The following is a 12,767-nucleotide window of genomic DNA, read 5'->3' on the forward strand; positions in this document are numbered from 1 at the left end:
TGAGCCGAGGCCATGAGCCGCCCTTTTTCATGGACAGGATGGTGATTCCGTCAAGCCGTGCCGAAGGCGCTGGCGCCATGGTCGGCGCGGCCGACCAATTGCCGGAAGCCGGCAAACAGCTCACGGCCGAAACCGAATTCATTGCCGATCAGGTCGGCATCGGCCGTCCGGCGCAGTGCAAAGTCCCCGGCCGGCACCAGCACCTCGAGTGTCCCGGCCTCGGCGTCGAGCCGGATGATGTCGCCTTCGTGGATCCTGGCGATCGGCCCGTCCTCGACTGCTTCCGGCGTCACATGGATCGCCGCCGGCACCTTGCCGGAGGCTCCAGACATGCGCCCGTCGGTGACCAGCGCCACGCGCTGGCCGCGATCCTGCAGGATGCCGAGCACGGTAGTCAGCTTGTGCAGTTCCGGCATGCCGTTGGCCTTCGGCCCCTGGAAGCGGATGACGGCGATGAAATCGCCGGTCAGCGTGCCGGTCTTAAACGCCTCGTTCAGCCCTTGCTGGCTGTCGAAAACCTTGGCCGGCGCCTCGATGATGCGCCGCTCCGGCTTCACCGCGGAAGTCTTGATGACGGCGTGGCCGAGATTGCCCGACAGCACTTTAAGACCGCCGGTCGCCTGGAACGCCTTGCTGAACGGCGCCAGCACTTTCTCGTCGCCGCTTTGGCGTGGCGAGGCTTCGCGCACGACGCTGCCGTCGGCACCGAGCTTTGCTTCGACCGCATAGGGCCGCAGGCCTTCGCCCCAGACCGTCTGCACATCCTCATGCAGGATGCCTTCGTCGAGCAGTTCGCGGATCAGGAAGCCGAGCCCGCCTGCGGCGTGGAAATGGTTCACGTCGGCGAGACCGTTGGGATAGACCCGCGCCAGCAGCGGCACCGCTTCCGAAAGGTCGGAAATATCCTGCCAGGTGATGGCGATGCCGGCCGCCGCCGCCATGGCGATCAGGTGGATGGTGTGATTGGTCGAGCCGCCGGTGGCATGCAGGCCGACGACACCGTTGACGATCGAGCGCTCGTCGATCATCCGGCCGACCGGCGTATAGGCGTTGCCGAGCGCGGTGATCGCCAGTGCCCGCTTCGTCGCCTCGCGCGTCAAGGCCTCGCGCAGCGGCGTGCCTGGATTGACGAAGGAAGCGCCCGGCGTGTGCAAACCCATGATCTCCATCAGCATCTGGTTGGAATTCGCCGTGCCGTAGAAGGTGCAGGTGCCCGGCCCATGGTAGGACTTGGACTCGGCCTCCAGCAGTTCGGCGCGTCCGGCTTTGCCCTCGGCATAGAGCTGGCGGACCTTGGCCTTTTCATCGTTCGGCAGGCCGGTGGTCATCGGCCCGGCCGGAATGAACACCGCCGGCAGATGGCCGAAGGTGAGGGCGGCGATCACCAGCCCCGGCACGATCTTGTCGCAGACGCCGAGATAGACGGCGGCGTCGAACATGTTGTGCGACAGGCCGATCGCCGCGGCCATGGCGATCACGTCGCGCGAAAACAGCGACAGCTCCATGCCGGGCTGGCCTTGCGTCACGCCATCGCACATAGCCGGCACGCCGCCGGCCACCTGCGCGATGCCGCCGGCCTCGCGCGCCGCGTCCTTGATCAGCGCCGGAAAAGTCTCGAAAGGCTGATGCGCCGACAGCATGTCGTTATAGGAGGTGATGATGCCGAGGTTTGGGACCTTATCCGCACCCAGCGCCAGCTTTTCCGAGGGGCTGCACACCGCAAAGCCGTGGGCGAGATTGCCGCACGACAGCACGGCCCGGTTGGCGGTGCGGTTCGACGCCTCGGCTATGCGGCTAAGATACCGCTCCCGGCCTGGTTTCGAACGCTCGCGGATGCGCTCGGTGATGGCTTCGATGTCGCGTCTGGCGGTCATGGTGTCGGTCCTTTCAGGCGAGGTCCCGGAACACAATCCGGCTGTCCGCCGGGACCCTCAGCAAGTTCAAATCAGGGCGCCCAGAAAATCTCCACGGGCTTATGCGCGGCGTCGAGCACGGCGCGGATTGGTTTCCGCGGTCCGGGTGCAACCGCGCCGTCGAAGGCGGTGCGCTTGTCCTCGCCTTCGATGTGCACCGCGATGAAGCCGGCATCGACGATGCGCGCCAGCGACAGGGTCAGCCGCGGCTCTCCCGCACTCAACGCATGAACCGGCAGCACGATCCTGTCGCAGGACGGATCGAGCAATTTTTCCAGGTCGTCGGCATCGGGAAAGAACGAGGCGGTATGGCCGTCCGGCCCCATGCCGAGCACGACGACGTCGAGCGGCCAGGGCAATGACTGGAGCGCCGCATTGTCGGAGGAAGCCGCATCCTCGATGCTGGTGGCCTCGTGATAGAGCGGCACGAAGCGCGCCACCTTGGCCGCGTTCTGCAAGAGATTGGCGGCCACCAGCCCGGCGTTGGAACGTGGCGAGGAGGCCGGCACGAAGCGCTCGTCGACCAGCGTCACGATCACCTTGTCCCAGGCAATCGGTATCGCCGAAAGAGCGGCGAAGAATTTTGCCGGCGTGGTGCCGCCGGAGACGGCGAGCAGCCCCGTGCCGCGCTCGGCGATTGCCTTGGTCAGGCGGCCGGCGACATGACCGGCAAGGGCGGCCGCCAATTCCTGGCGCCCGGCGAAGCCGTTCCAGCTGTAAGCGGCGCTGTTCAATTGCTCTCGTGCCATGTCCGCCCGTCACGTTCGATCAGTGCGATGGAGGCCGAGGGTCCCCAGGTGCCCGCCGTATAGCCCTGCGCCTCTTGTCTGGCGCTTTCCCAGGCGTTCTGGATCGGGTCGATCCACTTCCACGCCGCCTCGACTTCGTCGCGGCGCATGAACAGGGTCTGGTTGCCACGGATGACATCCATGATCAGCCGCTCATAGGCATCCGGCGCGCGGCCATCGAAGGATTGCGCGAAGCTCATGTCGAGCGAGATCTGGCGCAGCCGCATGCCGCCCGGACCCGGATCCTTGATCATGATGAACTGCTTGACGCCTTCGTCCGGCTGCAGCCGGATGACCAACTGGTTGGCGAAGATCGGACCGGCGCTGTCGCCGAAGATCGAATGCGGGATCGGCTTGAATTCGATGACGATTTCCGAAACCCGGGTTGCCAGCCGCTTGCCGGTCCTGAGGTAGAACGGAACGCCCGCCCAGCGCCAGGTGCCGATCTCGGCCTTGATGGCGACGAAGGTCTCGGTGTTGCTGTCGTGGGAAAGCTCCTCGACATAGCCCTTTACAGCTCCGCCGGACGAGGCACCGGCGCGGTACTGCCCACGCACGGTCTGCTTCGGCGCCTCGTTGCCGTTGATGCGCTTCAGCGCCCGCAGCACCTTCAGCTTCTCGTCGCGCACCGCGTCGGCATCCATCGACGACGGCGCTTCCATGGCGACGAGGCACAACAGCTGCAGCATATGGTTCTGCACCATGTCGCGCAGCGCACCGGCCTTGTCGTAATAGGTGACGCGGTCTTCCAGTCCCACGGTCTCGGCCACGGTGATCTGCACGTGGTCGATATGGGCGGAGTTCCACAGCGGCTCGTAGAGCGCGTTGGCAAAGCGCAGCGCCATCAGGTTCTGCACCGTCTCCTTGCCGAGATAGTGATCGATGCGGAAGATCTGGCTTTCGTGGAAATCGTCGCCGACCAGATCGTTTAGCGCTCGCGCCGAGGCAAGGTCGCGGCCGATCGGCTTTTCCAGCACGATGCGGGAGTTCGGCGTGACCAGATTGTACTCTTTCAGCTTGTGCGAGATATCCCCGAACAGCGCCGGCGCCACCGCCAGGTAGAAGGCACGGATACGGTCGCTGTCGCCTATCGCCTTCTTCAGTTTGTCGAATCCGGCGCCGGTCGTTGCATCGGCCGAGACGTAGGATAGCCTCGCCAGGAAGGTCTTCAGTTCCTTGGCGTCGATATCGGCCGGTTTGACGTGCTCGGAGATCGCTTGGCTGGCGAACGCCTGGAATTCCTCGTCGCTCATTTTCGAGCGCGACGTGCCGATGATGCGCGTCGGCTCGGAGAACTGATGGTCGCGCTGGCGATAGTAGAGCGACGGCAGAAGCTTGCGCTCGGACAGATCGCCGGTGCCGCCGAAAATGATGAAGTCGAAAGGGTCGACGGGGATGATCTGGCTGGTCATGGTCTGTCCGCTTTGACGCCGGTCGCTCTGACGCGGCTGATATAATCTAATCGATTTAAATTTTCCAGTGCCATGGTGTCACATCTGGGTGTATGCGCCTGCCCCTTGACAGTCCGATGACCTGGAGGCTTGTCGACAGGCGCGGCTCCGGAAGCCTTCGCAGTTGCAGCATAGAGCGGGATCGAGGCGAAAGCCAAAGGAGAAATCGGCGATGGCCGCACATCTTTCGACCAACCCGGTCAGAAGCCATGGCATTGCACGGATGTGCATTATTGGCGTGCCGGTCGATCGTCACCAATCATGAGCGGTAAAAACATGCGTCTGGAAAACAAGGTTGCCGTCATCACCGGTGCTGCGTCGGGCTTTGGCGAGGGCATCGCCAGGCGCTTTGCCGAGGAGGGCGCCAGGGTCGTCGTCGCCGATCTCAATGCCAAGGGCGCCGAGCGCGTCGCCAGCGAGATCGGTGAAGCGGCGATCTGGACCCAGACAGATGTTTCGCTGCGCTCCGAATTCGACGAGATGGTCTATGCCGCCAAAAGCGCCTTCGGCCGCATCGACATCATGGTCAACAATGCCGGCTACACCCACCGTAACGGCGACATGCTCGATGTCGACGAGGAAACCTTCGACCTGATCACATCGGTCAACATGAAGGCGATCTATCACGCGGCACTCGCCGTGGTGCCAATCATGGAGCGGCAAGGCGGCGGCGTCATCCTGACCACGGCCTCCACCGCGGGTCTGCGGCCGCGGCCCGGCCTCACCTGGTACAATGCGTCGAAAGGCTGGGCGATCACAGCCACCAAATCGATGGCGGTGGAACTGGCGCCGAAGAACATCCGCGTCAACTGCCTCTGCCCGGTTGCCGGCGAGACCGGCATGCTGGAGAAATTCATGGGCGCCGACACACCCGAAATCCGTGAGAAGTTCCGGGCATCGATCCCGCTCGGGCGGCTTTCGACGCCACTCGACATCGCCAACGCCGCACTCTGGCTGGCCTCCGACGAAGCCGCCTTCATCACCGGTGTGGCGCTGGAGGTCGACGGCGGCCGTTGCATCTGAAAGCCTGGTGTATGTGGCCCGAAAGTGGCCCCGGTTTTGGGAGAGTGACATGCACCAGAACAACGGACATGCCCCGCGCGGAGCGGTGGGGCGTCAGGCGCCGGTCTTGATGTAGCTCTTGTAGACCCAGCCGGTCTTGCCGTTGTAGGTGATCTGGCACCATTGCTTGCAGTTCATCACCTGCACCGAGGTTCTGGCGGGCACCGTGCCGATGGCGGCGGCATTCTTCTTCGGGCCGCTCCGCATGGTCACGGCCCTCAGGATGCGCCCCGTTCCGGCGGCTGCGACCTTCCCAGGCTTCGCCTTGGCCCGGCTGCCGTCGCCTTCTGTTGCCGCTGGCTGCTGAGCCGGCACTGGCGGCTTCACCGCGGGGATGGCGGCGGTTTGTGCGCCATCGGGATGGCTGCCCGCCGCCGCGGAGGGCGCGGCAACCTTGGCAAGTTCAGCGGTGGCATCGGTATCGGCTGCCGGCTGCGCGAATGCCGCCGCCGGCTTGTCCGGTGCCTGTTCAGCCTGGTTCGCCACCTGGCTCGGAGCAGTCGAGTCGGAAGCGGATGCAGCCTTCGGCTGCGAACCGGTCCAGCGCGGATCATTGGCCGCGAGCGCTTGTACGTTGGCTTCCGCGGCCGTGACGGTCGGTGAAACCGTGTCGGACTTGTGCGTCTGCGGCACGGCTGCCGCGGCGACCGCGGCCCCCACCGGGGCTATTTTCGTCGTCTTCACCGGAATGGTTGGAATGGTCTGCTCGGAGCTCGCTGCCGCTTGCCTGTCGCTGGCCGGCAATGTCAGCCATAACGCCACGGCGGCGACGCCAAGCAGTGCGGCGGTGCCGATCGCGGCGATCACCAGATGCGAGTTCGAACGGACCTCCTGCCAGAAGGACGGCCGCATGTCGTATCCGAACTGCATGGCAAAGCGCCGACGTTCCGGCGTACCGAAACTGAAGGGCTCTCTCACTCTTGCCACCTCCATAAGCGGGCCGATGTTCTTTCAATCGAATGCCAAGAATCTGGCGCCAGATCTGCATCGGTCCCAAGAAACCAAAGCGGGAAAGCCCGCGGAATTCCCCGTCAGTCGCCCACAACCGGCATCTGTTGCCGGCGATTGTGGCATCACTACGCCTTCCCACCCGATTCTGCACCTTTGCCGGGGATTCCGCAATGTGCCGCCACGGCAACAAATATTACAGGAATATTACATGAATTCAGAGCGATCCTATCCAGCCCGGAGCGCAATGGCATTCAGCTTCGTCAGAGATCACGCTTCAGCCGACAGATGGAACCGGTCCCGATTCCATTGGAACGGAGAAGGCGCTAGATCCTGTCGCGCAGAGCAAACCAGTTGAGCGCCAGGAACAGCAGCGGCGTGCGGAAGCGCCGGCCGCCGGGGAACGGCGGGATTTTCAGGTCCTCGATCAGCTTTAGCCGGTCGCGGTTGCCGCCAACGGTTTCGGCATAGAGCTTGCCAAAGAAGTTCGACAGCATGACGCCGTGGCCGGAATAGCCGCCAGCGGAGATGACATTGGGCATCACTTCGCGCACGAACGGCTTTCTCGGAACCGTGATGCCGACATAGCCGCCCCAGCCATGCGTGATCTCGACATCCCTGAGCGTTGGGTAGAGTTCCGCGATCTGGCGGCGGATATGGATGTGGATATCCTTCGGATCGTTGACGCCATAGATCTCGCGTCCGCCAAACAGCAGCCGCCCGTCCTTCGATCTGCGGAAATAGCGCACGACGAAGCGGGAATCGTCGACCGCCTCGCCGCCCGGCAACACGTTCGAGTTCGCTCCCAGAGGAACGGTTGCGCCGATGAACGACCCGATCGGCATGATGTGCGCCGCACTCACCGGCTCGAGCGTGCCGCCATGGGCGTTGACCGCGATCAGGCACTTCTGCGCTGTCACCGTGCCTCTCGGCGTCGAAACCTTGACCTTGCCGCCACTGGAAATGATGCCGGTCGATGGCGTCCCCTCGAACAACTGCGCGCCCACAAGCGCTGCCACCCGCGCCGTACCGATCACCAGCTTCATCGGGTGGATGTGGCCAGTGCCGGTGTCGCGCGTCCCGCCAAAATAGGCGGTGGATCCCAGCCGCTCCGCCGTCTCCCTGGCATCCATGAACGAGATATGCGGGTAGGAAAAACGGCTCGCCATGATCTCGGCATGCGCCTTGTAATCGTCGACGTAGCGCGGCTTGTGCGCCACCGAGAGCTGGCCCGGCATATAGTCGATGTCGATCTGGTTGGCAGCAGCGAATTCGAGGAGATGGGCCTTCGCCTCTTCGGCGAGATCGAACAGCGCCTTGGCCCGGGAAAAACCGTACTCGGCCTCCAGATCCTCCACCCACGAACGCTGGCCGGTGCCAAGTTGCCCGCCATTGCGCCCGGAAGCGCCATCACCGAAGCGATGCGCCTCGATCAGCACGACATTGGTGCCAGCCTTGGCCAGATGCGCTGCCGCCGACAGACCGGTAAAGCCGCCGCCGATGATAACGACGTCGCAAGTCCGGTCGCCATCGAGGCTTGGGTATTCGGGTCTTGGTCCGGCGCTGTCCTCATACCAGGAGCGGCCGGGAGAAATTGGGGATTGGTAGGCCATGATGCGGTGAAGACTCGGAGATTTGGAAGGGAGTGAGAAAGCGAATAGCGAGTAGGGAGTAGCGAATAGCGAATAGGGAGAATTGAGGAGTGAGGGTTGATCGAGACTGGTGTCGCCTGTCTCATCATTTCTATTCGCTATTCGCTATTCGCTATTCGCTATTCCTTTAGACATTCAGCAGCAGATATTCCCGCTCCCACGGGCTGATCACTTCCATGAACGTCTCGAATTCCGCGCGCTTGATGGCCGCATAGGTCGCGGCGAAGGACTTGCCCAGATGCGCGCAGAGTTCCTCATCGCCCTCGAACAGGTCGACGGCTTCGAGCAGGCCGCGTGGCAGGTCGATCTCATCGGCGTTGGCGGTGGTCAGGACGGGAGGCTCGGCCTTGACCTTGTTGGTGATGCCGATCAGCCCGCAGGCAAGCGATGCCGCCAGCGCCAGATAGGGGTTGGCGTCAGAGGAGGGGATACGGTTTTCGACGCGCCGTGCCGCCGGATCCGAGCGTGGCACACGAAACGCCGTGGTGCGGTTGTCATAGCCCCATTTGTTGTTGACCGGCGCCGACGCCGCCTGTGTCAGCCGGCGGTAGGAATTGACATAGGGCGCGAACATCACCAGCGCGTTCGGCACATGCTTCTGCATGCCGCCGATGAAGTGGAAAAAATCGTCGGTTTCCGAACCGTCGGCGGCCGAAAAGATGTTCTGTCCGGTCTTCTTGTCGATGATCGACTGATGGATATGCATGGCGGAGCCAGGCTGCCCCTGGATGGGCTTGGCCATGAAGGTGGCATAGATCTCGTGCTTCAGCGCCGCCTCGCGAATGGTGCGCTTGAACATGAACACCTGGTCGGCCAGTTCGATCGGGTCGCCATGGCGCAGATTGATCTCCAACTGGCCGGCACCTTCCTCATGGATCAGCGTATCGATCTCCAGGCCCTGGCTTTCGGAGAAATGGTAGATGTCGTCGATCAGTTCGTCGAATTCGTTGACGCCGGCGATCGAATAACCGGCGCCGCCGCCGATCGCGCGTCCGGACCGGCCGACCGGCGGGGTCAGCGGATAGTCCGGATCGGGGTTCTTGCGCACGAGATAGAATTCGATCTCGGGCGCCACCACCGGCTTCAGGCCGAGCTTGTCATAGGCGGCAACCACGCGCTTCAGCACATTGCGCGGCGTGAACTCGACCGAGCGGCCATCCTGGTGGACGAGGTCGCAGATGACCGCGGCCGTCGGGTCTTCTTCCCAGGGCACTACCGTCAGTGTCGACAGATCCGGCATCAGTTTGAGGTCGCCGTCGTCTTCCGGGTAGTGGAAGCCGTTGCCATCCTCGGGGTAGCCGCCGGAAATCGTCGTCATGAACACAGCCGACGGCAGTGCCAGCGAGGTGTTGGAGGTGAATTTCTTCGATGGCATCATCTTGCCGCGCGCGACGCCAGCCTGATCAGGCGTGATGCACTCGATGTCCTCGATGCCGCGCCATTCCAGCCAGGCGCTGACTTCCTTCCAGTTCTTGACGCCCCGTTGGTTTTTCACGAAGGCAGGCGTGCGGGCACGTCCTCCGCGGCTCGACGGACGGACTTCCTTTTTTGCAGGCGGCATCATTCACCAGATTGGGTTGCGGATTGTGGAGTATAGCCGTGCCCTCCCATGGAAGGGAAGGGGAGCCGCGTCGGGCTTTGGCTGACACGGTTGAAAATCACGCCGATCGGCTTAGTTTCGGCCTTCAATCCCAATCGAGAAATTGCATGAGGTACGACGGCAAACTGACGACGATCGGCTTCGACGCCGACGACACACTCTGGCAGAACGAGCAGTTCTTCCGCCTGACGGAGAAGCGCTTTGCCGCCATGTTTGCCGATCATGCCGAAGCGGAGCACATCTCGGCACGATTGCTGGAAGCCGAAAGGCGCAACCTTGCCGTCTATGGCTTCGGCATCAAGGGATTTACCCTGTCGATGATCGAAACGGCAATCGAGGTCACGCAAGGTCTCGTGCCTGCGGCGGTCATATCGGAGATCCTCGATGCCGGCCTCGAGATGCTGAGCCATCCGATCGAGGTCTTGCCGCATGCGCGCGAGACGGTCGAGAAGCTTGCCGGCGCATTCCGCCTTGTGCTGATCACCAAGGGCGACCTCTTCGACCAGGAGCGCAAGCTGGCCGGGTCGGGCCTGGGCGAATTGTTCGACGCGATCGAGATCGTCAGCGACAAGAATGCCGCCACCTATGGCAGGATCTTCAGCCGGCATGGCGATGGTCCGGCAAAAAGCATGATGGTCGGCAATTCGCTGAAGTCGGACGTGGTGCCGGCCATCGAGGCCGGCGGTTGGGGTGTCCATGTGCCGCATGAACTGACCTGGGTGCTCGAGCATGTCGAGGCCCCGGTGGCCGAATCGAGATTCCGCCAGATATCCGATCTCGGACAACTGCCCGGGCTGGTAGCAAGCATCGTGAACGCAGGCTGATCCCAGGAAACCGCCCTACGCTCTAGCGGCCGACCAAGCGATCGATCACCGGTTGCAGCCGTTCGGGCGTGATCGGCTTGGCGACCACCACGTCGATGATGTCAGACAGGCCCAGGCTTTCCGTAGTGCCATTCTTGGTCGAAAGCAGGATCACTGGTGGCAGCGATTTGCCCGAGGCGCGCCGCAACGCGCCGATGCTGGACATCAGATTGTCGCAGTCCTTGTTGTCGGCGCCGCCGTCAAGGACAACCGCGCCGGGAATGAGGGACCGCAAGATCCTTGCCGCGGTGTCGGGAGATTCTGAGATTGGCTTGAGCCCGGATCGCTCGACGATCTTCGAAATCACCACGCGATTGATGGGCGATTTGCCGACGACAAGCACCTGCGACGGATCACGGATCGCCTCGGTGCTTGCGTCGCGGGCCACCCAATTCAGATGTCTTGGAGTCTCGTCTTCACGATTCACTGGGCACACAAGTCGACCAAGAAGCTCGCCCCTATTTCAATGCAGAGTTGAATCTGGGGAGCAATTGGCGTGAGATCGTGGTCCATGTCAAGTTGAAATAAAAGACCCCAAAATCATGCTTGGGAGCAGTGAATTTCAAGCAACGCTACTGTACTGAACTGTCCATACGTGCGTTTCATAAAAAGAAAATTCACCTGCGCAGAGCGCGCAGGTGAAGAGGCGGTTGCACGGATTGCGATCAGCCATGGCCCTGCTGAGTGACGATCACCGGGATCAGCAGATCGCCCCAGTTGCCGTCGCCGCCGTGATGACGTGCCGAGCGCACGAGCTCCACCGAGACGCCTGCCTCGACCGCCTTCATCACCGACTGGTTGAGGCGGTGCAGATCGTTGGCCAGCATGCGGATCGTCGCTTGCTGGTCGACGCTCATCGTCGTGGACTGTTCCTCGGCGCGTTCCTTGACACGGCTTATCGATGCCATCGCTCTTCTCCTTGTGTCCCAAGCCCTGTCGGGCGTTTCCTCTGCGTTCTTCTGTTCGCTATTCGGCGGCCGGCTTGAACTGCGCGTGCTCGGTCGATTCATGCATGGCGGTGGTCGACGACTGGCCGCCGGTGATCGCCATCGACACGGCGTCGAAATAGCCGGTGCCGACCTCGCGCTGGTGCTTGGTCGCGGTGTAGCCGTTGGCCTCGGCCGCGAACTCCGCTTCCTGCAACTCGGAATAGGCCGCCATCTGCCGTGCCTTGTAGCCGCGCGCCAGTTCGAACATGCCGTAATTGAGCTGGTGGAAGCCGGCGAGCGTGATGAACTGGAACTTGTAGCCCATGGCGCCGAGTTCCTTCTGGAACCTGGCAATCGTCGCGTCGTCGAGGTTCTTCTTCCAGTTGAACGATGGCGAGCAATTGTAGGCGAGCAGTTTGTCGGGGTGATGCTTGCGCACGCCCTCGGCGAATTTCTTGGCCTGCGCCAAGTCCGGCTTCGAGGTCTCGCACCAGATCAGGTCCGCGTAAGGCGCATAGGCGATGGCGCGGGCGATGCAGGGCTCGATGCCATTCCTGACGTGATAGAAGCCCTCCACGGTGCGCCCGGCGCCGTAGTCGACGAAAGGCTGGTCGCGTTCGTCGATATCGGAGGTGAGCAGCCTGGCGGCTTCCGCGTCCGTGCGCGCGACGACCAGGGTCGGCGTGCCCATCACGTCCGCAGCCAGGCGTGCGGCGTTGAGGTTGCGGATATGCGCCGCGGTCGGGATCAGCACCTTGCCGCCAAGATGGCCGCACTTCTTTTCCGACGCCAGCTGGTCCTCATAGTGGACGCCAGCGGCGCCCGCCTCGATGAATGCCTTCATGATCTCGAAGGCGTTGAGCGGTCCGCCGAATCCGGCTTCCGCGTCGGCGACGATCGGCGCGAACCAAGTCTCGACCGAAAGCCCGTTGCCCTCGGACGTCTCGATCTGGTCGGCGCGCTGCAGCGTGCGGTTGATGCGCTTGACCAGTTCAGGCGCCGCATTGGCCGGATAGAGCGACTGGTCCGGATACATCGCGGAGGCGGTGTTGGCGTCGGCGGCAACCTGCCAGCCCGACAGGTAGATCGCCTTTAGTCCGGCGCGCACCTGCTGCATCGCCTGGTTGCCGGACATGGCGCCGAGCGCGTTGACGAAGTCCTCCTCGTGGATGAGTTTCCACAGCCGGTTGGCGCCCATTTCGGCAAGGCTCTGGCGGATCTGCACCGAACCGCGCAGCCGCTTCACATCTTCCGCGGAATAGGGCCGTTCGATACCGTCGAAGCGACCTTCCGGCGCCGATGGGACGAGGTTGTAAAAATCAGTCATTGGTCACTCCGAAGGATTGCTGCACTCGTGTCCGGGCATCAACCATCTGTGCTCCGGAATATGACTGAATTTACATTCCGGCGCGAAATGAGCCAGAAAAATCAAGGAAATCGGCGAAATATAAGGGAAAATCTGTGTTGCGTTTGACAGAGGCACGCTGTAAATTTGTCATGATTGTAAAGAGCGGCGCAGTGAGATTGCCGCGAAACTTGTGTAAATTCCTGTCAAGGACAG

11 protein-coding genes are annotated in these 12,767 nt (G+C 62.7%); 2 read left to right on the top strand and 9 right to left on the bottom strand.

All coding sequences use genetic code 11. The features are described 5' to 3' along the window. Positions 1 to 50: 50 nt before the first annotated feature. From edd to zwf, 3 genes are all read right to left on the bottom strand, one after another. A complete protein-coding gene (gene edd, locus NKH19_RS23060; protein WP_352869649.1) occupies positions 51 to 1,874 on the bottom strand; it encodes a phosphogluconate dehydratase in 1,824 nt (607 codons plus the stop codon). Positions 1,875 to 1,945: 71 nt separating this feature from the next. After that, on the bottom strand, positions 1,946 to 2,662 hold the full coding sequence (pgl, locus tag NKH19_RS23065) for a 6-phosphogluconolactonase (RefSeq protein WP_352971440.1): 717 nt from the start codon (positions 2,660 to 2,662) through the stop codon (positions 1,946 to 1,948). Next, the gene (gene zwf / locus NKH19_RS23070; RefSeq protein ID WP_352869646.1) at positions 2,644 to 4,113 is read right to left on the bottom strand and encodes a glucose-6-phosphate dehydrogenase; all 1,470 of its coding nucleotides are present in this window, start codon (positions 4,111 to 4,113) and stop codon (positions 2,644 to 2,646) included. The genes pgl and zwf overlap by 19 nt, the downstream gene beginning before the upstream one ends. 315 nt (positions 4,114 to 4,428) lie before the next feature. Here zwf and NKH19_RS23075 point away from each other — a divergent pair, with 315 nt between their 5' ends. Continuing rightward, a complete protein-coding gene (locus tag NKH19_RS23075) occupies positions 4,429 to 5,175 on the top strand; it encodes an SDR family oxidoreductase (protein ID WP_352982861.1) in 747 nt (248 codons plus the stop codon). 93 nt (positions 5,176 to 5,268) lie between these two features. On the opposite strand, the gene NKH19_RS23080 is transcribed toward NKH19_RS23075, so the two are convergent. The 3 genes from NKH19_RS23080 to NKH19_RS23090 all read right to left on the bottom strand — a co-directional run bounded on the left by NKH19_RS23080 (position 5,269) and on the right by NKH19_RS23090 (position 9,378). Further along, entirely contained in the window at positions 5,269 to 6,132 is an 864-nt protein-coding gene (locus NKH19_RS23080; protein WP_352982840.1) for an SH3 domain-containing protein, read from the bottom strand. Between the two features lie 356 nt (positions 6,133 to 6,488). Beyond that, a complete protein-coding gene (locus NKH19_RS23085; RefSeq protein WP_352982842.1) occupies positions 6,489 to 7,775 on the bottom strand; it encodes an NAD(P)/FAD-dependent oxidoreductase in 1,287 nt (428 codons plus the stop codon). Positions 7,776 to 7,941: 166 nt separating this feature from the next. Continuing rightward, a complete protein-coding gene (locus NKH19_RS23090; protein WP_352869640.1) occupies positions 7,942 to 9,378 on the bottom strand; it encodes a glutamine synthetase family protein in 1,437 nt (478 codons plus the stop codon). A 143-nt stretch (positions 9,379 to 9,521) separates the two neighbouring features. Here NKH19_RS23090 and NKH19_RS23095 point away from each other — a divergent pair, with 143 nt between their 5' ends. Next, positions 9,522 to 10,238: an HAD family hydrolase gene (locus NKH19_RS23095; RefSeq protein ID WP_352982844.1), complete on the top strand. Its 717-nt coding sequence runs from the start codon at positions 9,522 to 9,524 to the stop codon at positions 10,236 to 10,238. Positions 10,239 to 10,260: 22 nt separating this feature from the next. Here the strand turns inward: NKH19_RS23095 and NKH19_RS23100 are convergent, their stop codons facing one another. From NKH19_RS23100 to aceA, 3 genes are all read right to left on the bottom strand, one after another. Next, on the bottom strand, positions 10,261 to 10,665 hold the full coding sequence (locus NKH19_RS23100) for a response regulator (protein WP_502911007.1): 405 nt from the start codon (positions 10,663 to 10,665) through the stop codon (positions 10,261 to 10,263). 277 nt (positions 10,666 to 10,942) lie between these two features. Continuing rightward, on the bottom strand, positions 10,943 to 11,185 hold the full coding sequence (locus NKH19_RS23105; RefSeq protein WP_352629639.1) for an SMc00767 family acetate metabolism repressor: 243 nt from the start codon (positions 11,183 to 11,185) through the stop codon (positions 10,943 to 10,945). Positions 11,186 to 11,243: 58 nt separating this feature from the next. Next, positions 11,244 to 12,533 (bottom strand): isocitrate lyase, encoded by a 1,290-nt coding sequence (gene aceA, locus NKH19_RS23110; RefSeq protein ID WP_352982846.1) that lies wholly within the window; start codon positions 12,531 to 12,533, stop codon positions 11,244 to 11,246. Between the last annotated feature and the right edge of the window lie 234 nt (positions 12,534 to 12,767).

It is taken from the genome of Mesorhizobium sp. M1338 (genome assembly GCF_040318045.1).
Classification (GTDB): Bacteria; Pseudomonadota; Alphaproteobacteria; order Rhizobiales; family Rhizobiaceae; genus Mesorhizobium.